Raw genomic sequence first — 22,869 nt, forward strand, 5'->3', positions numbered from 1 at the left:
TAAACTTTTTAGTGAATAGCCGATTTAAACTTACCACCATTTGTCTCTTGCGTGCTCATAATCGTAACAAACGCATTTTCATCAATTTCATGCACAATTGATTTTAACTTCGTCACTTCTAGACGCGTTACAACTGCATAAATAACTTCTTTTTCTTTATCCGTGTAACCACCTTTCGCTACAAGCTTTGTAGTTCCACGGCCAAGACGATGCAAAATCGCGTTTGATACTTCCTCATATTGATCAGATACAATTAAAACCGCCTTCGTTTCATCTAACCCTTGAATTACTGTATCGATCGTTTTAAATGCGATATAGTACGTCATAACAGAATACATCGCTTGTTCCACACCAAACACAAATGCTGCCCATGCAAAAATAAATAAGTTCACAAACATTACGAATTCACCAACAGAGAACGGTAATTTCTTCGTTAATAAAATCCCCATAATTTCAGTTCCATCTAGCGATCCACCATGACGAATTACAAGTCCTACACCAAGCCCTAAAATAAGACCCCCAAACACTGTCGCTAAAATAGGTTCTGTTGTAAATGGTGGTACCGCATGTAACGTTGACTCAATGAAAGCTAACGCTACAATACCAAATGTCGAAGATAACATAAATGTTTTTCCAATTTGCTTATAACCGGAATACATAAATGGGATATTGAGAACAACGACTAAAGTAGAAAAACTTAACCACCAAATGTTAGGAGTAAGATAATCTAATATAAGAGAAATACCAATAATTCCACCATCAATAATTTTATTTGGCATTAAAAATAGTTCAATTGCTACCGCCGCGCATGCTGCTCCAAAAATAATCATAACTAAACGATAAATGAGATGAATAACACTTTCTTTTCGATGTTGCTTTTGCTCCATAAGCCCTCCCTGTACTCTTTTTCTGTAGTTTCGTTCTTATATTATAACATACGCTTCTTTTCCTCATGAAAAAAGAAACTCCATACGAATATGTACAAGCTACATGCTCATATATTTCGATAGAAGAACGCGTGAAGGAGGATAACAAGATGAACCTCATTAAACAAATTGTTAATAAAAAATTAAATCATATTTCTACAAAAGAGTTATTAAAATATAGCAAAGAATACGAAGTTCCCATTACAGCAGCACAAGCTGATCAAATTGTTTTACTTATGAAGGGTAAAAATATTAATATTTACGATAACAACGAGCGACTAGAGCTCTTAAAACAGATCGCAAAAGTAACTTCCCCTGCCACTGCCCAACAAGTAAATACGTTATTTCAGCAACTACTAAAATAAGGAGGGGATTTCCCCTCCTTATTGCGCTTTAATTTTTTCAAGAAGCCCTTCATCAAAAGTGCCGTTTTTCAGCATTTCAATTTCCAATTTGTATGGTGGCTTCTTATCTTTTTTATCTTCCCCTACATACGGTGTTTCAAGAATTTTTGGTACATGCATTAACTGTGGATGATGTACAATGTGATGCAATGCTTTATACCCAATGTGACCAAATCCAATGTTTTCATGACGGTCTTTTCCTGCTCCGCGTACATTTTTACTATCATTAATATGAAGTACTTGTAAACGATCTATACCAACGATCTTATCAAATTCGTTTAATACGCCGTCAAAGTCATTTACAATATCATATCCTGCATCGTGCGTATGACACGTATCAAAGCATACAGATAGCTTTTCATTATATTTCACACCATCAATAATCTTTGCAATTTCTTCAAAGCTACGACCGCATTCTGTTCCTTTTCCTGCCATCGTCTCTAACGCAATGTTAACCGTCTGTTCTGGCGTTAATACTTCATTAAGCCCTTTAATAATTTGTTGAATACCAGCATCTGCTCCAGCACCAACGTGCGCTCCTGGGTGAAGAACAATTTGTTTTGCTACACCTAATGCCGATGTTCTTTCAATTTCCATGCGAAGAAAGTCTACGCCTAATTGGAATGTTTCTGGCTTCGTCGTATTCCCAACATTAATAATATACGGTGCATGGACGATAATTTCCTCAATTCCGTTCAGCTCCATATGTTTTCTTCCTGCTTCTATGTTCAATTCTTCAATTGGTTTTCTTCGTGTATTTTGCGGTGCACCTGTATAAATCATAAACGTTGTTGCACCGTATGAAACAGCCTCTTCACTTGCTGCTAATAACATTTTCTTACCACTCATGGAAACATGAGATCCAATCTTTAACATACAATCACCTCTTCAATATACAATAGATATAATGATAGCATAATTTGTAGAAATATGTAGTGAATTGTTTGTTCACAAAAGACGCACTACACAAATTCATATGACTATTTAGACAGACTATACTCTTCATTTAAATTAGCAGGATAAAAAAAAGATAAGGGAAATCCCTTATCTTTTTTTATGGCTGTATTTTCTCTTCACTTTGTCACGTTCTGTTGCAAGTTTACGTTTATAGTTTGGTTTTACTTTTTTCGGTTTTTTAACAACTTTTGTTGCCATAACATCAAGTTCGTCATTTGGCTTTTTACGGCTCTTACGACGACGACGCTCACCTAAATCTGCCCACTCATCTCCACGTAAATCTACATGTTTAAACTCGATATGACGTTGTTTTTCTAAGCTATCTAACGCTTCTTCGTTTGCTGGATCATAAATCGTCACTGCAATACCAGAATGCCCCGCACGTGCTGTTCTTCCAACGCGGTGAACGAAGAAATCTAAATCTGATGGTAGCTCATAGTTAATAACATGGCTAATCCCTTCAATATCAATACCACGTGCTGCTAAATCAGTTGCAACAATATATTGGAATTCCAGGTCACGAATTTGTTTCATCATTTTTTTACGATCACGTGGTGATAAATCCCCGTGAATTCGTCCAACTTTTAAGCCACGTTCCATTAATCCATCAGCAACTTGGTCTGCCATCTTTTTCGTATTCGTGAAAACAACTGCTAAATACGGTTTAAATTGAAGTAGCATTTTATGCACTAAATCAATTTTATTACGATGTTTAGAAGGCACTAAATAGTGTTCAATGTTTCCAGCTGCAACTTGTTTTGGATTGATATGAATATGTTCTGGATTCTCCATATACTTCTTCAGAAACGGTTTTAGTTTTTGAGGAATTGTTGCAGAGAAAACTAACATTTGCAAGTTTTTAGGCATGCGTGCTGCAATTTTATCTACATCATGAATGAATCCCATATCAAGCATTAAGTCTGCTTCATCGACAATAATCGTATTTGCTTTATGAACAAATAATGCTTGCTCTTCTACTAAATCTTTAATACGTCCTGGTGTTCCAACTACGATATGAGGTTGTTTTTTCAACTTTTCAATTGAGCGTTGTTTATCAGTTCCACCAATTAAACAACGTGCTGTAATCATTTGGTCTTCCGCACAAAACTTTGTTAATTTCACGATTTCTTCGTAAATTTGTTGTGCTAACTCACGAGTAGGCGCTGTAATAACAAGTTGTACTTCTTCACGGCTTGCATTAATTCTGTTTAATGTAGGAAGTAAGTATGCATGTGTTTTCCCAGAACCTGTTTGGGATTGTCCAATTACACTTACACCTTTTTTCACAACCGGGAAAATTTTCTGCTGAATTCCTGTCGGCTCTGTAAAGCGTAGTTCACGAACTGCATCTATTAAAAATGGTTTAAAATCATACTGTGTAAAAGTTTGTTGTGTCATAAGTTACACCTTCTTTCTAAAATTTCTACTGCGCGCACAAATCAGTCAAGTCTACATTATATCGAAATCTACAAGTAAAATCCATCTTTAGTTTAGGTTTTCACTTCAAAAACTAACCTTCTTCCCTTTTATTGCATATTGTATGTGTATATACCTAACTGAAGAAAGGAGGATTTCTCACATGTTTCCGAAATCCCCTACAAGGCAAATGTATCCGAATCCAGGGCAGCAACCTTATACACCATATCCAATTCCACAACTACCACCAATGGCACAAAAAAAGAAAGGTTTTCTTGCCAAGCTTTTTAAAAAACACGATCCAACCGAGCCTTTTATGCAAATGGTTCCACCTTACCGACAAATGGAAGGGCAACCGATGATGCATCAGCAACCACCGTCGCCGCCGCAATATCAACAGCAATATCCGCAGCAATACCACCAACAATATCCGCAGCAACATCCACAATATCAACCATACATGCAGCAACACCCTGAGCAAATGATACCGCCTCAAATGTATGAATCAAATGAAACGCGCGGCGGCGCAACTACAGCTGCGGTAACAGCAAGCAGTGGCATCGGCAGTTTTTTTTCGAACTTAATTTCGAATCCAACTAATATGATAAATAACATCGAAAAAGTATCCCAAGTCGTTCAATCTGTAGGTCCTGTTGTCGAACAGTACGGTCCTATTATGCGTAGTCTACCAAGCATTGTTAAAATCCTCACCTCTGGAAAAAGCACGGAAGAAAATCAAACAGAAAATGTAACAGAGCCAGTTGAGGTAGAAAGTCCGCCTCCTGCACCTCAAAAAAAGAAACGAAAACGAAAGAAAATAGTGATTGAACCTGTAATACAAAAAGAGTTACCGAAAGAACCAGTTCAACAAACAGCAACAAAACCAAAACTATATGTGTAACAATCCTTTGTTTTCTATCCACTCCTCCTTTATAATGTAAAAGACTATGCACAAAAGTATCCCTTGTTTAGAAGGAGAGGATTACTCATATGAAAATTGTTAAAATTTCCCCTCGTGGTTATTGCTACGGTGTTGTCGATGCAATGGTAATTGCACGTAACGCCGCATTAGATAAATCATTGCCGAGACCCATTTATATTTTAGGTATGATTGTTCACAATAAACATGTTACAGACGCTTTTGAAGAAGATGGAATCATCACATTAGACGGTCCAAGTCGCTTAGAAATTTTAGATAAGATTGATTCTGGTACTGTTATTTTCACAGCACACGGTGTTTCTCCAGAAGTTAAACAACGCGCAAAAGAAAAAGGTTTAACAACAATCGATGCCACTTGCCCAGATGTTACCAAAACGCATGATCTTATCGAAGCTAAAAAAGCGGAAGGATATCATGTCATTTATATCGGTAAAAAAAATCATCCTGAGCCAGAAGGCGCAGTTGGTATTGCACCTGACATCGTTCACCTTATCGAAAGAGCCGATGATTTAAAAACATTAGAAATCCCAACAGATAAAATTTTAGTAACGAATCAAACAACGATGAGTCAATGGGATGTTCAACATTTAATGGAGGACATTCAAAAAAAATTCCCAACAGCAGAATTCCATAAAGAAATTTGTTTAGCAACTCAAGTTCGCCAAGAAGCTGTCGCTAAACAAGCTGATGTTGCAGACTTAACAATTGTTGTTGGCGATCCGAAAAGTAACAATTCAAATCGCCTAGCACAAGTATCACAAGAAATCGCGGGTACAAAAGCATATCGAGTTGCTGATGTAAGCGAAATTCAATTAGAGTGGCTACAAGGTGTAGAAAACGTAGCTGTCACAGCAGGTGCTTCTACACCAACGCCGATTACAAAAGAAGTTATCGCGTTCTTAGAGCAATATAATCCAATGAATCCCGCTACATGGGAAAGAGTTCGAAAAGTACCGTTACAAAAGATATTACCTCGCGTAAAGGTGAAAAAAGAACAATAATAAAAACCGTTGCCCTAATGGAGCAACGGTTTTTATTTTTCTTATACAAATGTGAATGGATCTGTATGTAACTGCGAAGCATGAATTTGAACATTGAATTTCTTTGCATCCACTTTTTCTTGCAGTTGCTTTTGTACACCTTGCTTCATTACTTTTTCAACATTATGCCCTGGGTCAACTATATTTAAACCAAGCATCATCGCATCATGAGCAACATGATAGTACATGTCACCAGTTACATATACATCTGCTCCTTTAAATTTCGCTTGGTTTATATATTTATTACCATCTCCACCAAGTACAGCTACTTTACGCACTTTATCATCTAACTTACCGACAACTCTTGCACCCTTAACATCTAATGATTGTTTCACATGTTCTGCAAATTGACCAAGCGTCATTTCTTCTTGTAAATATCCTATTTTTCCTAAGCCTAACGTTTCACCTTTATTATCAAGCGGATACACATCGTATGCTACTTCTTCATAAGGGTGCGCCGTTACCATTGCTTTAATCACTTTTCGCTGTAATGAAGCTGGAATAATCGTTTCGATTCGCACTTCTTCTACACGTTCTAACTGTCCAGTTTCCCCGATATAAGGATTTGTCCCCTCTTGAGGTACAAATGTGCCTGTACCCTCGCTACTAAACGTACAGTGGCTATAATTGCCGATATGACCAGCACCTGCGTCTCCTAATGCTTTCCTTACTTCTTCTGCATGAGTGACTGGCACAAACACAACAACTTTTTTCATTTCTTCTGCATATGTTGGTGCAAAAACTTCTGTATTTTGCAATCCTAACGCCTCAGCAAGTAAATCATTTACCCCGCCCTTAGCAACATCCACATTTGTATGCGCTGCATAGATTGCAATATCATTTTTAATACACTTTTCAATAATTTTCCCATACGCCTTATCTGTATGAATCGCTTTTAACGGGTTAAAAATTAAAGGGTGATGAGCAATAATGACATTTGCCCCTAATTGAATCGCTTCTTCCACAACTTCCTCCGTTACATCTAAAGCAATCAATACGTGCTGCACAGGTTGATTAAGCGCTCCAATCTGCAAACCAATCTTATCACCTTCCATCGCTAAATGCTTTGGATACATACTTTCAAATAAAGAAATTATTTCATGACCATTCGGAATTTTACTCATGATAAAATCTCCCCTATCATTTTCATTTTCGCTTCTACTTCTTCACGTTTCGCTTTTGTTTCTTCAGAATCAGTCGCACGTTCTAACTGTTTTAAAATATTTTGGAAGTTTTTTAATTCTCCTTCCCATTTTTCAACAAAAGCTTCACTTTTTTCTTTTATTAAAAATGGTCCCATAAACAATTCAGCTTGTTTATTTTCAGAATAAGGCAACGCGATGTTTCCCCGCTCCCCTACTAGAATTTCATAAATTTTTCCATCTTCTTTTACGATTTTTTCATGGATAAGCTCCCATCCATTCTCAATAAACCATTCACGAATGTGATGCGCTGCAATATTCGGCTGTAAAATTAAACGCGTTACACCTTTTAATTTTTCTTTACCACTTTCTAAAATATCACGAATTAACGCTCCACCCATCCCAGCAACCGTAATTACATCTACTTCTCCTGGCGCGATAACAGCTAATCCATTCCCTTTACGCACATCTATCTTATCTTGTAAGCCACTTTCAGCTACAGTTGCTTGTGCAGAGCGGAATGGTCCATCTACAACTTCTCCTGCAACTGCTTTTGTAGCAATATTATTTATAATTGTATAACACGGTAAATACGCATGATCCGATCCAATATCAGCAACTGTAGATCCTACTGGTATTTCACGCACAACTTCTTCTAATCGTTTTGAAAGCTTTACTTCATTCATGTATTTCCATTACTCCTTCTCTTGTCAGTCTGTCTCCATGATAATGAATTTATAGTAGTTGTTGCAAGCCCATAACAACAATTCACCACTCTATCATTCATCGTATTTTAGAAAATATAGAAAAACAAGCCCTTTGCATAAGCAAAAGGCTTGTCATACGGAACTTTATTTTTTCTTCGATAACCAATCAGCTACTTTAGCAGCTTGATCAGCTGGAACTATATTGGCAGGCATATTGCCTTTTCCTTTCGAAAGAATTTCTTTAATTTCATCCTTTGAAAGTTTCCCACCAATTTTTTGTAAGTTAGGTCCAACTGCCCCTTGTAACTGATCACCATGGCAGCTCGTACAGCTTTGCTTCACAATATCCTCTGGTTTTGATGCTGTTTGTGCTGGCTTCCCGCCATTTTTTGCATCAGCTAACTCTTTAGATTTATTTAGCCCCTGAAATGAAAATACAAACATAACGATAATACCCAATGCTGCAATAAGAGCGAACGGAATCAGCGGATTACGTTTCATATCTCTTCTCCCCCCTCTATACCCCTAAATAGTTAGATGATTCAGTCATTTATATTGTACTTGAAAACGCTCTATCAGAAAAGAGCAAACTACTACTTGTTAAAAATATTCCATAAATTCAGTTTATTGTTTTTTATTGTCATATCGCTTATTATTTCGATAATTATTAACGTTTCTCATCATATTTTTCGCTTTTCTACATATATTTTTGTATATAATAAACAAAATTAATCGAAAAATCGAAAAATGAGCATTTGCAAATCAAAAGACAATTCTGTAAAATAAATTACAAGAAATTGTAATCGTTGCCCAGAGCTAAATTTTAACAAAAATTAACAAAATAAAAAAGTTTACTTCACAAAGGTGAAGTAAACTTAAAAAATAACCTATTCTAAGAAATCCTTAAGACGCTTACTACGGCTTGGATGTCTTAATTTGCGAAGTGCTTTTGCTTCAATTTGACGGATACGCTCTCTCGTTACGCCGAATACTTTCCCAACTTCTTCAAGCGTACGAGTTCGTCCATCATCTAAACCGAAACGAAGACGTAGAACATTTTCTTCACGATCTGTTAGCGTATCTAACACATCTTCTAATTGTTCTTTTAGCAATTCATAGGCTGCATGGTCCGCAGGCGATGTTGCTTCTTGGTCTTCAATAAAGTCACCTAAATGGGAGTCATCTTCTTCACCAATTGGTGTTTCAAGAGAAACTGGCTCCTGTGCAATTTTTAAGATTTCACGTACTTTTTCTGGAGCAAGATCCATTTCCTCACCAATCTCTTCAGGAGACGGTTCGCGACCTAAATCTTGTAATAATTGACGTTGTACACGAATTAACTTATTAATCGTTTCAACCATATGAACTGGAATACGAATTGTTCGCGCTTGGTCTGCAATGGCACGTGTAATAGCTTGGCGAATCCACCAAGTTGCATACGTACTAAATTTGAAACCTTTACGATAATCGAACTTTTCAACAGCTTTAATTAGACCCATATTACCTTCTTGAATTAAGTCTAAGAAAAGCATACCACGGCCTACATAGCGCTTTGCAATACTTACTACAAGACGTAAATTTGCTTCTGCAAGACGACGTTTCGCTTCTTCATCGCCTTCTTCAATACGCGTTGCAAGTCGAATTTCTTCTTCTGCAGATAGTAAGTCTACACGACCAATTTCTTTTAAATACATACGAACAGGATCGTTGATTTTAACCCCAGGTGGTACACTTAAATCATTGAGGTCAAACTCTTCTTCTGTTTTTGAAATTTGGCGATTATTAGGGCCTTCTTCGTTGTCATTATCACCAACTAAGTCAATGCCTTGTTCACCTAAATATTCATAGTATTCATCCATTTGATCGGATTCAATTTCAAATCCATTCATGCGTTCTGCAATCTCTTCATATGTAAGAACGCCACGTTTTTTTCCGAGCTCAGTGAGTTGTTCTTTCACTTGCTCAAGGGTCATTTCAGTTTCAATTTGTTTAGAACGAGCTGGTTTGTCAGCCATCTGTTCCCCTCCTTACGCGAGATACAAACATTCATTATACTAAAAATTTATCAAAAAAGCTATTTTCTCGCTTTTTGATTTTGTAAATATGCTACATAATATTTAGCAGCCTCTACAGGATCTGTTTTTTCCATTTGTTTCACTTTAAAGATGATCTCCATCTTTTCAAGTTTTTCCTGATGCCGTCTAAGCGTCTCCAAATGGCCTTGCAACACTTCTTCAGTGTATTCTGGATTAATAAATTCATCCGTCGAAATATCAGTGATAATATTTTTCAACTTTTCATCAGAGAGCCAACTTAAAAATGTTCCGACTGAAGGTTCATTTCCCTTTTCATAATATGCGTATAGTTCATATAAAATCCCTTTATGTTCTTCTGTATGAAAATCTTCTATATGGGATTCCATACGAACAGCTACTTCTGCACTTTGCAACATATGGTAAATAATTTCTCTTTCCGCTCTTTCAAAACCTGTTAACTTAGGTTTTGTTTGAACGACTTGAGACGGTTTAGCAACCTGCTTTATTTGTTTTTGCTGTACCTTTTGTTCTTTGCGATATTGGTGCAATTGGTTCAAAAGTGTTTCCATTGAATACGAAAATTCTTGCGATAATGACTTCAAATATGACTCTGCCTGCATCGCATCTTGTAACAACGATAACTCTTTTAAAACACTTTTCACATATTCTTCTTTGCCAGACTCATCTTGCAAATTTTTCCCTAAACGCAAATAATTTATTTTAAAACCAACAAAACTCACACTTGATTTCACAAGATTTTCAAAAGCAGTAGTGCCATATTGTTGCACATATTCATCAGGATCAAGCTTATCTGGCAAGGATGTGACTTTCACTTGGCAACCAACTTTTAGCAATAATTGCCCTGCTTTTATCGTCGCTTCTCGCCCTGCTTTATCACCATCATAGCAAAGAACAACAGTTTCAACGTTACGTCGCAGAAGTTTTGCTTGTTCTTCAGTTAAAGCTGTTCCCATTGTCGCAACAGCTTCTTCCACACCACTTTTTACCGCAGCTAGCACATCGGCATATCCTTCAAAAAGAACCACTTGCCCACGCTTTCTAATAAACGGTCTTGCTTGGTGAAAGTTATACAACAATTTACTTTTGTGAAAAATCGGCGTTTCAGGGCTATTTAAATATTTTGGAGTGTCATCTCCTAACGCCCTTCCACTAAATGCTATTACCTTACCTTGTAACGTATAGATCGGGAACATAACTCTTCCGCGGAAGCGATCGTAATGACTACCATCCTTCTCACTTCTTATTAGAAGGCCAGCTTGTTCCATACTAGACAGCGATAAACCTCTTTTTTGTAAAATTTTCGTCGCTGCGTCCCAAGCAGGTGATGCATAACCAATTTCAAACTTCTCAATCATTTCTTTCGTAATACCACGGTTTAATAAATATGAAAGTGCTTCATTTCCCTCTTCCGTATTTACTAATAAATGATGATAATACTTTTTCAATAATTCATGAGCTTGCTGCATGATGACAGTGTCATCAGATATGTCTTCTTGTTGTCCTTGCCCTGATGTGTACTCTGCAACCGCAATTCCATTTCTTTCGCCTAGCTTTTGAACAGCCTCGGTAAAAGCCAGTCCTTCCATTTTCATTAGAAAGGAAAATACATTTCCACCTTCTCCACATCCGAAGCAATGAAAAATTTGCTTATCGGATGAAACAGAGAATGAAGGAGAGTTCTCACCATGAAATGGACAAAGGCCGAAATAGTTACGCCCCTGTTTTCTAAGTTGAACGTATTCACCAATGACTTCTACAATATCGGATGATGTCCGAATTTGTTCAACAACTTCTTCGGGAATTCTGTTCCCCATAACTCCATCTCCGTGTCGTATTTTGTATTCGATATAAATTAAAAAATTCCTTTATAATTCGACAATATTTTTCTAAACTTGTTAGAAAGTGTTGCCGATTACATTGTATAAACGATTTTGAACCTTCCTATAGGTCCTTTATATGCATAAATCGCATATACATACTTGCTATATAAAATTGTATACATTTGCTCATCTGTTACAAATGTATCTCTTAGAAACAATACATATAGACCTTTTTACAAGAACAGTAGCAAGCCACATATACTGTTTGACCTTGAGATCTGTAACTTTTCCATGTTGATCCATATAACAATCAACTACATTTTGTTCAGTATCTACAAAGATCCAATTGCCTTGCTATTTTCCAAAAGGATGAGCATATGATGCGACAAACAAAATTCCGACATGAAATTCCGCTCCAACTTGCACAACTTCAGCCTTCACGGGACATACATATACACCAACTGATATGTTGTTGATGTTTTGCATATTTCTGTATTCTACATCCCTTCTGTGAATCCTTCCATAATGTGCGTTTTCTTGTATAGATTTTGTCGATTTAACGTAATTACATGTCTTTTTCGTAAATCCTATCCCTAGTTTATTCTGAAAAATTAAAGTCTAAACGTAAAATATAGGTTTTTATCACAATTTTTTATTATAATATATTTTCTTCAACTACGCTACATATCCCTTTATTTTTTCATCTTACATTTCAGGATGACAAACTCACACCTTGAATATACTAAAAGACAAAGGAGTATAAGTATAACCATTACAATACAATCTATTACAAAATCCATAGGTGTCATATTTCACACGAGCGAAAAAAGCACATTCACCTTTGGTAAATGTGCTAAAACATTTTTTGGTTTTGCACTGCATTCACAATAATATTTGCTGTTTCTTCAATCGCTTTATTCGATACATCGATTACTTGGCAATTTATTTTACTAATTACTTCCTCAAAGTGATCAATTTCTTCTTGAATACGATTAATATTTGCATATGTTGCTCCGTCACTTAATCCAAGTGATTTTAATCGCTCTTTTCGAATATGATTTAACTTATCTGGCGTAATTTTCAAACCGAAACATTTTTCTTTTGCCACTTGATATAGTTCTTCAGGTGGGTCAACTTCTGGCACGAGTGGTACATTCGCAACTTTCAAGCGTTTGTTATGAGCTAAATATTGGGAAAGTGGTGTTTTTGATGTACGCGAAACACCGATCAACACGATATCTGCTTTTAAAATACCTCGTGCATCTCTGCCGTCATCATATTTCACAGCAAACTCAATCGCTTCAATCTTTTTAAAGTATTCTTCATCTAACCTACGGACAACACCTGGCTCATATCTCGGCACTTGCCCCGTAATTTCTTCAATTTGATCAATAAGAGGGCCAATAATATCGTATGCCTCTACCCCTTCTTTTGCAGCCTCTGTTACTAAATACTGGCGCATATCAGGCTTAACTAACGTAAAACATATAAGTGCTTGATTACTCTTAGCAATCGAAATCACTTCTTTTAATGTCCCTGTATCTTCTACATACGGTACACGTCTAATATCAGGAGCAAACGGGAATTGCCCCATTGCTGCTCGAACAACCAAATCAGCCGTTTCCCCTACAGAGTCAGATACGACATATACGATTTTATTATCCATTACATTACCTCACTTTAAACAAATTACACTTATTCGTTATTTACTAAATTTACAAACGCACGTGTAATATTTGTTTTTGTAATTCGCCCAATCACTTCTAAACCTTGTTTCGTATCTTTTACAACTGGCATTGCATCAATCTGTCTTTCTATTAATTCCATCGCAATATCATATAAAGAATCCTCTCTACGACACATCGCAATGTTTGGCATCCTTGTCATGATAATATTAACCGGAAGAGAGGTTAAATCCTGCTTTCCTAAGCTCGCTCTTAATAAATCTTTACGAGACACAACACCAACTAATAGAGTCATCTGATCTACAACGAACAATGTACCAACGTCCTCTAAAAACATCGTACAAATTGCATCGTATACGGAAACATTTTTATCAATTACAACCGGTCTAGATTGATAATCTTGTACTTTAATTTTCTTAACAGCTTCAGATAATAGCTGCCCCCCAGTTTTACCCGTATAAAAATAACCTACGCGTGGACGTGCTTCTAAATAACCAGCCATCGTTAAAATTGCTAAGTCTGGTCTTAGCGTCGCACGTGTTAGACCCAATTGTGCTGCAATTGATTCCCCTGTAATAGGACCGTGATCTTTTACAATCTGAATGATATGTTCTTGCCGTTTATTCAGCTCTATGATAATCACCACCTTTAATGCACAACGAAAAAAGTTATACTATCTCTTAAATATTATATACTAAATATGCTATTCGAAAAAGAAAGTATGTAAAAAGGACCGTATACGGTCCAAAATTATATTTGAAACTTATCAAGTTGTTCTAAAAAACGTCTTGATTTCAAATAAATTCCGCAATATTCATCATAATATGTATTCAATACTAAACGCATTTGTTTTTTTGTGCTATCCTTTACCGATACATTTCCGAGCCTATGTAAATCGAAATGGAAGAAAAGACGTAATAATTTATGAACAGCTTCTCCTACCGGTATACGATATGGGTCTTGCTCTGCATGACGTGAGCACAGAAAACCGCCTTCCCTGACGGAGAAGGCGACAAAGTCTGTTTCTTGATGACAAATCGCACAAGTATCAAAGTACGGGCGCATCCCTAATACTGGAAGCATTTTCGTTTGATAAATTAATGATAATACTTCTGAATCAACACCCTCACACATATAATGCAACGTTTGATATAACATTTCAAATAAGTACGGATTATGTTTTTTATCTTCTGTTGCTTTATCAGTTAACTCAACAATAAATGATGCATAAGCAGTTAAAAATATATCCTCGCGAATTTCTTTCATAGTTGAAATAATCTCGCCTTGTTGCAATGTTCCAAGCCCAGATCCCATTTGAATAAGAAAATGGCCATGTGTCATTAATTGCGACACAGATGCTAATCGGCTTTTCGGTTTTTTTGCTCCTCGTGCCATTGCACTTACCTTACCAAGTTCTCTTGAGAATATTGTAACAATCTTGTTCGTTTCTCCGTAATCTGTCGTACGGATAACGATGCCCTCAACTTTTTGAAACATGTTCGTCACCATCCAAGGTTTGAACAAAACGGGTCAAGAAATTGGAGAGTCTAGATGCGCTAGCTCCTCTTCATGTTGATCCATCTCATCGTTTACGTCTTTTTCCATTTCTTTCAAAAGCAAGTACGTTTCAATGCTTCCTGTTTTGGAGAAAAACTTCCAGGTAAAATCTAGCATAAGAATCCACCTTTCTCAATAAGCGTAGCCTATAAACCAATTTCCTTTGTTGTTATTAAATTGACCCATTTTGTCCATTTTCATGTGAGAAAAATTTTTCCTAATTTATCAAAGTTCATAAAAACCAATAATCAGCGGATGAACCAACCATCCACTGATTACAGCTTGACTCTATTTTAGTACTCATCCTCGCGGAAACCTAGGTCACGAAGCTGAGACATTTTATTACGCCAATCTTTTTGCACTTTTACCCATACTTCTAAAAATACTTTAGAACCAAGTAGCGCTTCAATATCAAAACGAGCTCGTTTACCAACTTCTTTTAACATTTTTCCTTGTTTTCCGATGATGATTCCTTTTTGTGATGCACGTTCAACAACAATCGTTGCATTTATATAAACTGCCCCACCCTCACGCTTTTGAATCGCATCGATAACAACAGCCACAGAATGCGGTACTTCTTCACGTGTTAAATGTAGTACTTTCTCACGAATAAGCTCTGCAATAATAAATCTCTCCGGATGATCCGTTACTTGATTATCTGGATAGTATTGTGGTCCTTCTGGTAAATACTTTTTAATTGTTCCAATTAAAGCGTCCACATTATTACCGTCTAACGCAGAAATTGGTACAATCTCTGCAAACTCATGTAGTTTACGATATTGATCAATTAACTCTAGTAATTGCTCTGGATGAAGTTGGTCAATTTTATTAATTACTAAAAATACTGGTTGTTTCGTTTCTTTTAATTTCTCAATGATGAATTCCTCACCACGACCAAAGCCTTCGACAGCATTAACCATAAACAGAACGATATCAACTTCTTTTAATGTCGTTTGCGCCATCTTCACCATGAAGTCGCCTAGTTTATGTTTAGGTTTATGTATTCCTGGTGTATCAATGAAAATAACTTGTGCATCATTTTCTGTATATACACCTTGAATTTTATTACGAGTCGTTTGTGGCTTATCACTCATAATAGCAATTTTCTGGCCGATAATACGATTTAAAAATGTAGATTTTCCAACATTCGGTCTGCCAATAATAGAGACAAAACCTGATTTATAACCTTTTCTATTCATGTAAATCCTCCGCTAAAAATGCTCCTGGTAACAATTCTCCGACTGTCGTCTCTTGAACGTCACCATGTAAATTTGATAAGTATACTTTCGTATCCTGTTTACATAATTCTACCATAACTTGTCGACATGCTCCACAAGGAGGTACTGGGCGCTTTGTATCTGCTACAACCGCAATGGCTACAAATTCTTTATCTCCTTCAGAAACCGCCTTAAATAAAGCTGTTCTTTCAGCACAATTACATAAGCCATATGATGCATTCTCAACATTACACCCACGATATACTTTTCCACCGCGCGTTAATAATGCTGCACCTACTTGAAATTTAGAATATGGTACGTACGCTTGTTTACGCGCTTCGATTGCTTCTAGAATTAATTGTTTACTATTCATATTCCCGCATCCTTCCTGTTCACAGCTATGAAGAGATACACTCTCTCATTAAAGGCCCTTACGGCACTTCCAAAGCTTAATAAAAGCTTCGGAATGCAACTATACCATATACGGTAAAAAGATAATAGCACCAATTATAACAGCTATAATTGTAAATAATAAAACCGCTCCTGCCGCAACATCCTTTGCAATTTTTGCAAACGGATGAATATCGGCAGTCGCTAAATCTACCGTTTTTTCCACAGCCGTATTTACCATCTCTAAACTCATTACAATCCCTATTACAATAAGTAATATCATCCACTCTATTTTCGTAATATGGAAATAAAAGCCGCAGCATATAACAATGACTGCGGCTAAATAATGGATTTTCATATTTCGTTCATGACGAAAACAAAAGAATATACCAGCTATAGCATATCCAAAACTATCTATAAGTTTTCCTTTTTTCATCTTCCTAATCCAAAAGCTTCTAAAATTTCTTTTTGTCTTCCGAACATTTCTTTTTCATCTTCTTCCGTCATGTGATCATAACCAAGTAAATGTAAAAAGCCATGTAACGCCAAAAATCCAAGTTCACGATCGAAAGAATGTCCGTACTCTTCAGCTTGCTCTTTCGCCCTTGGAATAGAGATAATAAGATCACCTAACATGCGCGGCATCTCTGCACCAACGATCTCCATTTCTCCTTCTCCCATCTCTTCCATGGCAAAAGATATTACATCTGTAGGTTGATCTTTATCTCGGTAATCACGATTAATTTCTCTAATGCGCTCATTATCTACAAATGTCACCGATACCTCCACGCCATCCTCGATATTTTCCATTTGAGCTGCTTTTTCTAACACTTCACGAATTAAACTCATATACGCTTCTTTTACTTCTCCTGTTTCATCAATAAAATCAATTAACAAACTCATTCTTTCTCCTTTTCTTCCGGAAGTTCCGGATATGTAATACGCGAATGGAAAATACCATTTAACGTTTCACACAACGTTTTCCCAACGATTTGTAGTTCTTTAAACGTCAAATCACATTCACTAAATTGACCGTCTTGCAATCGATCTTTAATAATACTTTGCACTAAATTATTAATTTGTTCTGGCGTTGGGTGATTCATAGAACGTACCGCAGCTTCTACACTATCAGCAATACCAACAATTGCCGATTCTTTCGAAGTTGCTTTTGAACCTGGATAACGGAACATCTCTTCTGTATATTTTTCTTTATCTTCTTTAATTGCTTTATAATAAAAATATTTCAGTAACGTTGTACCGTGATGTTGCCCAGCGATATCAATAATTTCTTGTGGAATATGATATTCTTCGAGCATTCTTACTCCATCCGTTACGTGAGCAATTATAATATCTTTACTCGTTACAGGATCTAATTTATCATGCGGGTTTTCAATTCCCATTTGGTTTTCAATAAAGAATTGCGGTTGTACTGTTTTTCCTACATCATGATAATATGCACCTACACGTGCTAATACACCATTTGCCCCGACTGCTTCACACGCAGCCTCAGAAAGATTCGCTACCATTACACTATGATGATATGTCCCTGGCGCTTCTAACAAAATTCTACGTAAAAGCGGATGATTTGGACTTGATAGTTCCATAAGCTTCATACTTGATACGATTCCAAGTCCACTTTCTAAATATGGTAAAATCCCCATAGCCAAAACGGACGATATAATCCCTGAAAGTGATGCCATTAATAATTGCGTACCAATTTCAAGAGGCGAAAAATTCCCATTACGTAATAATAAGAGCGCCGCCAATACGACTACATTTAATACAGAAACGAGTATACCAGCTTGTAAGATCATTGTACGACGATTTTTTTCTCGCAAGAAAATACTAACCGATAATGAACTTAACAATACGTAAATCCCTACACTATAATTTAACGTACTCGTTACTCCTTCATTAAACATAATACTTCCGCATACAGAAAAAATCATACTCGTTAAAAAGACAAATCGATCACCAATCATTAGTTTTACAAGTAATGTTCCCATCGCAACTGGGACAACATATGCAATCCCTGCGTATTCAAGTTTTTGAAACAAACTAATGATTTTCATTAAGACGATTGTGATAGACAAAATTGTAATATACGCTAAAACATACGGTCTATCTTCTCTTTTTCTCTTTAAAAACAATTCAAATTGTTTATGCATAAAGTATAGTAACACACTAATGAGTACCGCTAATCCAACATAAGGTTGAAAGCCATTCCCTTTTTCTAACAAACCAACTAATTTCAACTGATTATACACATCACTTGAAATTGTTTCACCTTCTCTAACAAGAACTTGTCCTTGAAGAATATAAACAGGTGGAACTAAATCTTCCTCTGCTTTTCTCTTCTCTTTCGTTAAGATCGGGTCATAAAAATAGTTCGCTGAAATTGCATATCTTCCTAGCGCCTTAATTGACTCTTTTAAACCATTATCAACATTAACACTATTCATCTCACTTACATATCGTTCTTTCGCATCTTTCAATTCGTCCATTTTAATATGCTCAGTCATGATACTATTAATCGCTGTGACCGCAGCATCTTTCGCTAATACTAATTGGCCCGAATCTGCATTAATCAAATTTAGTAAGTTTGAATCAGATAATTCTTTCGTTAAGTCAGCAGGTAGTTTCTTTTTTAACTTATCCACTTTCTCAGCATCAGTAATCTTTTTTTGATCATCCGGTCCAACAGCTTTAATCTCTTGCACCACTTCATCCACTTTAGCGAAGACGTCATTCACAATATCAACTTTATTTTGTTTATACTCACTTTTATATGTATATTGATCTTCAACTTTTGTAGCGGCTTCTTTTTTCTTTTTATCCGTTGTAACTTTATCTTCAATTTTTATAGGAGAATGGATTGTCTTTTTCGCAATAGAATACATGTTAACATCTAATTGCTCTGGTTTTACATTATTCATAAGCGCAAAAAACAGCACTGCTCCTAATACAACGTAAGAAATCCAACTTAGTTTTTTCGAATGTTGTAAATTACGAAACCACTTAGAAATTTCTTGAGATCTTGACATGATTTCAATACTTCTCCTCTCCAGAAATAAAGTGAAACTATTTATAGCTTTCATTTCTTCTACCCAACGATACTTTGAGGCAACATTTTATACACCAGTACCTATAGTTTATTTTCCTTATCTTTCATGATAGTAAAAAATATGACGTTCGCCAACCTTATCATACAAAAAGAAATGATCCTGACAAATAGGATCATTCCATTTTATCATATGCCTCAATAATACGTTGCACCAATGGATGTCTCACAACGTCTGTTTGTTCTAATGTAATAAATGACAGACCTGATACACCAGATAAAATATTAGAGGCTATAGATAGCCCTGATTTTACCCCTTTTGGCAAGTCTACTTGTGAAGGATCCCCTGTAATAACCATTTTAGAACTAAAACCTAATCTCGTTAAAAACATTTTTATTTGAGCACCCGTTGTATTTTGAGCCTCATCTAAAATAACAAATGAATCATCAAGCGTACGTCCCCTCATATAAGCAAGTGGCGCGATTTCAATTACTCCTCGCTCCATCATACGCTGCGTATATTCTTGTCCAAGAATATCATGTAAGGCATCATATAATGGACGTAAGTATGGATCAACCTTCTCTTTCAGATCCCCTGGTAAAAAACCTAAGTTTTCTCCAGCTTCTACAGCAGGTCTTGTTAAAATAATTTTCTTTACATATCCTTGTTTTAAAGCCCTCACAGCCATTACTACAGCTAAGTATGTTTTTCCAGTTCCTGCTGGCCCTATTCCAAAGACAATATCATTCTTCTTCATCGCATGAATATATCGTCTTTGCCCCATTGTTTTTACACGAATGGATTTACCTTTTGCAGTCTTGAAGATTTCTTCTTCATATAACTCTTCAAATTGAGCAATTTTCCCTTGTTGTGCGAGCTGAATTGCATACGCAACATCTCTCTCCGAAATTGATATACTTTTACGAATTACAACAAGTAATTGCTGTAAGATTTTTTCTACGAGTGTTACCGTTTCAACTGCCCCAGATACATGAACAGTTTCTCCTCTAGTTACGATCGATACATTGAGTTCTCGTTCAATTACTTTTAAATGCGCATCATTGACTCCAAAAAGAGCGATTGCTTCGTTAGTATTTTCCAATTGTTGGTTCATTTCTACTAATTGTTCTGCCATTACTCAGTCTCCTTGAATATCGGATTCAGATATTGGTTGTGGCTCTGCAATATTTTCAACTACAGTATAATGCAATGTGACCTTTAGTTGATCCGCCTCAACCTCTTTACTCAAAATCTTATCACTTACAATCATAGCATGTTCATCCAATTTTTTCTTTAGTTCTTTTTCGGCCATCTCTTTCGCTACTTTTAACGCTTGCTTTTCTGTATATTCTCGATTCGCTTCTTCCTCTTCTCTCACAACATCTTTTTCATATGCAATCGGCAGTGTAAAACCAAATAATTTCACATCGTGCTTTACACTTTCAGTACGAGAGCGTTTATACTTATCATGTTGAAATCCCCATATTTTTATTTTCGTATCCCCAAATTTAAGAAAATGTTCATTGTATACATTACCAGTATACACTTGAAATTGCGTCTTTAACGGGACATTCACTTTAGAGGTATACCACGTTTCGCCATACACAATACCTTTCGCTGAAACAATTGTCGGGCTTTCCTCATTACCATATATTCCAGATACGAGAATCTGCCCTTTTTCCACATGATCATTTTTCAGTACAACCGGTTTTCCAACTTCTACAAACGTTTTTGTAATAATCGCTTCTTTTTTTGCTACTAAATTTTGTGGCCTTTGTTCCTTTTCTTTTTTCGGTTCGTTTTTTTCAACAATTTTAAAATGATACGTCGTTCCTCTTACTTCTAGTCCCGCCCAAGTAATGGCATTAATATTATCTGTCAAATGGCGTTGTACATCCTCTACATTCGGCATTTGAAACTGTAGTTTCCCTTTTTTAATACCCATTTTATCCAATTCTTTCATTAATATATATTCTGTTTCAGGTTTTGCTCCTGTAATTTCAATTTTCCAAACCATATTTGACATTGCAATCACACCAAAAAAGAAAATTAAAAACCCAATTAAAAATCCACTATTTTTAATTAAACGCTTATTCCAAAAAGGAAAACCATAACGTCCAATAAAATATAATTTACATTCATTTTTTCTATAAATTGGTTTTATTTTTTTCACATCGCGTAACAATATACAAAAAACTAACGTTTCATCAGCTATCTTCTTAACATCCCAAACTAATAAATTCCTCCGTACACATTCATTAACAAACCGTTCTGCCCCTCTACCTTCAATTCGCACTTTTACATACCCAAGCCACTTTATAAACCATTTATTTTTCATTTACCACCTTCACTACCTTTCTAAAAGTAGGTATACGACTTTTTATTTGAAGCATTAAAATAGCTCGTACTAAAATGAAACAGAGTAAAACTGTAATCAGTCTCTATCAACGGAACTTTTACAGGATAAAGAAGAAAAACTTCACAAATGGAAGTTTCACTTCAATCACCTTTTTTTTCATTTTCTAAAAATGTTACTTGCTCAATTATACCTTCGAGTAAAAGCTCTTCTGGAAGAATCGTTTTAATAACAAAGGATTGTCCTTTAATTAATAATTGACCATGTTTTAAAAGTAATCGTACTTCTTTATCTGAAAACACTAATAACCCCCGATGATTTTCTATATAAATATGTATTTGCCCAACAAGAGTAATCCGAGGCAGATCCATTAATACATCCACTGGTAGATCTACTTGTTTTGTTAACCAATTTTTCATTTGTTCTAATTTCTTCATCTCGAAAGACCCCCTCCTCATCCCATATATATATGTATTTCTTCACAAGTGCCTATCGTGTTATAACGACTTCACTAACATAACTATATTCTGTAAGAGTTCATATCATGTTAATTAAAACAGTCGCTATATGAAATCATATTTGTCAGGACAATGATGGATCAGAGGATATTACCTTTAATAATAGAAGTATTAATACAAGAATATGCGCCCCTACAGGATATCAGTACAAGTTACATTAAGAAATTGAGCCTAGCGAGAAGTTGGAAACTTGAAAAAACCTGTTACAATTCGTTCTGGACGTGACATACTGACCATAGAATAAGTAGTTGTCATTTATTGGACAAATGAGATAAAGTGAAACTTTAATCAACCCTCACCAATCGGGTTGCCTGTTAATGCGGGATAAAATTCAAAAAAGAAAATTTCCCCGCTCTGAATGTTACGTTGTAAGTAAGAATATTTTATAGATGGTTGTTATATGAATTTCAAAAAATATTAGGGTTCATTAAAAGATGAATTAATAAATGAGGAAATACGAAAGTAAATTGGCTTTGGTCAAGAAATTTTGAATGCTATAAAACAAGTTATCGACAGTCATATCCGGCCATTTTATGCAACTGATGCAAAATCTAATATAGTTAGAATCTCTTTTGTTACCTTCGAGGATTATGCTGAAGAGCACGCTATAAAACTTCAATCTGAGTTTCAGAAGGCTCGGTACTTAGCTTTTATTTGCGAAAGAAGTTTTAGTCA

At 35.9% G+C, this 22,869-nt stretch carries 23 protein-coding genes; 3 read left to right on the forward strand and 20 right to left on the reverse strand.

Translation table 11 applies throughout. From position 1 onward, the window contains the following. Positions 1 to 8: 8 nt before the first annotated feature. Complete coding sequence (locus tag BAQ53_RS20225; protein WP_000435963.1) at positions 9 to 887, reverse strand: YitT family protein; 879 nt, start codon at positions 885 to 887, stop codon at positions 9 to 11. A 149-nt stretch (positions 888 to 1,036) separates the two neighbouring features. On the opposite strand from BAQ53_RS20225, the gene BAQ53_RS20230 reads away from it, so the two are divergent. Next, on the forward strand, positions 1,037 to 1,291 hold the full coding sequence (locus BAQ53_RS20230; protein WP_001048954.1) for a DUF2624 domain-containing protein: 255 nt from the start codon (positions 1,037 to 1,039) through the stop codon (positions 1,289 to 1,291). An 18-nt stretch (positions 1,292 to 1,309) separates the two neighbouring features. Here the strand turns inward: BAQ53_RS20230 and BAQ53_RS20235 are convergent, their stop codons facing one another. Together BAQ53_RS20235 and BAQ53_RS20240 are read right to left on the reverse strand one after the other, a co-directional pair. Then, complete coding sequence (locus BAQ53_RS20235; RefSeq protein ID WP_000912460.1) at positions 1,310 to 2,206, reverse strand: deoxyribonuclease IV; 897 nt, start codon at positions 2,204 to 2,206, stop codon at positions 1,310 to 1,312. 168 nt (positions 2,207 to 2,374) lie between these two features. After that, positions 2,375 to 3,685 (reverse strand): DEAD/DEAH box helicase, encoded by a 1,311-nt coding sequence (locus BAQ53_RS20240; protein WP_000194018.1) that lies wholly within the window; start codon positions 3,683 to 3,685, stop codon positions 2,375 to 2,377. Positions 3,686 to 3,866: 181 nt separating this feature from the next. Between BAQ53_RS20240 and BAQ53_RS20245 the strand changes: the two genes are divergently transcribed. After that, positions 3,867 to 4,604 (forward strand): YqfQ family protein, encoded by a 738-nt coding sequence (locus BAQ53_RS20245; protein WP_208906197.1) that lies wholly within the window; start codon positions 3,867 to 3,869, stop codon positions 4,602 to 4,604. 89 nt (positions 4,605 to 4,693) lie between these two features. Next, entirely contained in the window at positions 4,694 to 5,644 is a 951-nt protein-coding gene (locus BAQ53_RS20250; RefSeq protein ID WP_000706662.1) for a 4-hydroxy-3-methylbut-2-enyl diphosphate reductase, read from the forward strand. Between the two features lie 41 nt (positions 5,645 to 5,685). Here BAQ53_RS20250 and BAQ53_RS20255 read toward each other — a convergent pair whose 3' ends face one another. The 17 genes from BAQ53_RS20255 to yqfC form a co-directional block, all read right to left on the reverse strand. Continuing rightward, positions 5,686 to 6,807: a Nif3-like dinuclear metal center hexameric protein gene (locus BAQ53_RS20255; protein ID WP_208906198.1), complete on the reverse strand. Its 1,122-nt coding sequence runs from the start codon at positions 6,805 to 6,807 to the stop codon at positions 5,686 to 5,688. Next, the gene (locus BAQ53_RS20260; RefSeq protein ID WP_001006535.1) at positions 6,804 to 7,511 is read right to left on the reverse strand and encodes a tRNA (adenine(22)-N(1))-methyltransferase; all 708 of its coding nucleotides are present in this window, start codon (positions 7,509 to 7,511) and stop codon (positions 6,804 to 6,806) included. The genes BAQ53_RS20255 and BAQ53_RS20260 overlap by 4 nt, the downstream gene beginning before the upstream one ends. Before the next feature lie 165 nt (positions 7,512 to 7,676). Continuing rightward, complete coding sequence (gene cccA, locus BAQ53_RS20265) at positions 7,677 to 8,033, reverse strand: cytochrome c550 (RefSeq protein ID WP_000828141.1); 357 nt, start codon at positions 8,031 to 8,033, stop codon at positions 7,677 to 7,679. A 386-nt stretch (positions 8,034 to 8,419) separates the two neighbouring features. After that, the gene (gene rpoD, locus BAQ53_RS20270; RefSeq protein WP_000764065.1) at positions 8,420 to 9,547 is read right to left on the reverse strand and encodes an RNA polymerase sigma factor RpoD; all 1,128 of its coding nucleotides are present in this window, start codon (positions 9,545 to 9,547) and stop codon (positions 8,420 to 8,422) included. Between the two features lie 59 nt (positions 9,548 to 9,606). Further along, a complete protein-coding gene (gene dnaG, locus BAQ53_RS20275) occupies positions 9,607 to 11,403 on the reverse strand; it encodes a DNA primase (RefSeq protein ID WP_000528220.1) in 1,797 nt (598 codons plus the stop codon). Positions 11,404 to 12,262: 859 nt separating this feature from the next. Then, positions 12,263 to 13,075, reverse strand: coding sequence for a pyruvate, water dikinase regulatory protein (locus BAQ53_RS20280; RefSeq protein ID WP_000368944.1), 813 nt, complete (start codon positions 13,073 to 13,075; stop codon positions 12,263 to 12,265). A 29-nt stretch (positions 13,076 to 13,104) separates the two neighbouring features. Next, the gene (ccpN, locus tag BAQ53_RS20285; protein WP_000583756.1) at positions 13,105 to 13,737 is read right to left on the reverse strand and encodes a transcriptional regulator CcpN; all 633 of its coding nucleotides are present in this window, start codon (positions 13,735 to 13,737) and stop codon (positions 13,105 to 13,107) included. 107 nt (positions 13,738 to 13,844) lie between these two features. Then, the gene (gene recO / locus BAQ53_RS20290; RefSeq protein WP_000487011.1) at positions 13,845 to 14,591 is read right to left on the reverse strand and encodes a DNA repair protein RecO; all 747 of its coding nucleotides are present in this window, start codon (positions 14,589 to 14,591) and stop codon (positions 13,845 to 13,847) included. Positions 14,592 to 14,624: 33 nt separating this feature from the next. Then, positions 14,625 to 14,768: a YqzL family protein gene (locus tag BAQ53_RS20295; RefSeq protein WP_000883924.1), complete on the reverse strand. Its 144-nt coding sequence runs from the start codon at positions 14,766 to 14,768 to the stop codon at positions 14,625 to 14,627. Between the two features lie 176 nt (positions 14,769 to 14,944). After that, on the reverse strand, positions 14,945 to 15,850 hold the full coding sequence (era, locus tag BAQ53_RS20300; protein ID WP_001080229.1) for a GTPase Era: 906 nt from the start codon (positions 15,848 to 15,850) through the stop codon (positions 14,945 to 14,947). After that, a complete protein-coding gene (locus BAQ53_RS20305) occupies positions 15,843 to 16,241 on the reverse strand; it encodes a cytidine deaminase (RefSeq protein ID WP_001086285.1) in 399 nt (132 codons plus the stop codon). The genes era and BAQ53_RS20305 overlap by 8 nt, the downstream gene beginning before the upstream one ends. Positions 16,242 to 16,340: 99 nt before the next feature. Continuing rightward, positions 16,341 to 16,694 (reverse strand): diacylglycerol kinase family protein, encoded by a 354-nt coding sequence (locus tag BAQ53_RS20310; protein WP_000715462.1) that lies wholly within the window; start codon positions 16,692 to 16,694, stop codon positions 16,341 to 16,343. After that, a complete protein-coding gene (ybeY, locus tag BAQ53_RS20315) occupies positions 16,691 to 17,161 on the reverse strand; it encodes an rRNA maturation RNase YbeY (RefSeq protein WP_208906199.1) in 471 nt (156 codons plus the stop codon). The genes BAQ53_RS20310 and ybeY overlap by 4 nt, the downstream gene beginning before the upstream one ends. Further along, positions 17,158 to 19,302, reverse strand: a complete 2,145-nt coding sequence (locus tag BAQ53_RS20320) for an HD family phosphohydrolase (RefSeq protein WP_000091508.1) — start codon at positions 19,300 to 19,302, stop codon at positions 17,158 to 17,160. Before BAQ53_RS20320 ends, ybeY begins: the two co-directional genes overlap by 4 nt. A 193-nt stretch (positions 19,303 to 19,495) precedes the next feature. Then, entirely contained in the window at positions 19,496 to 20,455 is a 960-nt protein-coding gene (locus BAQ53_RS20325; protein ID WP_000840521.1) for a PhoH family protein, read from the reverse strand. A 3-nt stretch (positions 20,456 to 20,458) separates the two neighbouring features. Then, positions 20,459 to 21,658, reverse strand: a complete 1,200-nt coding sequence (gene yqfD / locus BAQ53_RS20330) for a sporulation protein YqfD (RefSeq protein ID WP_000792494.1) — start codon at positions 21,656 to 21,658, stop codon at positions 20,459 to 20,461. A gap of 161 nt (positions 21,659 to 21,819) precedes the next feature. After that, entirely contained in the window at positions 21,820 to 22,113 is a 294-nt protein-coding gene (gene yqfC, locus BAQ53_RS20335; RefSeq protein ID WP_000732269.1) for a sporulation protein YqfC, read from the reverse strand. Positions 22,114 to 22,869 lie beyond the last annotated feature (756 nt).

This window comes from Bacillus sp. B25(2016b) (genome assembly GCF_001679765.1).
Taxonomy (GTDB): Bacteria; Bacillota; Bacilli; order Bacillales; family Bacillaceae_G; genus Bacillus_A; species Bacillus_A thuringiensis_K.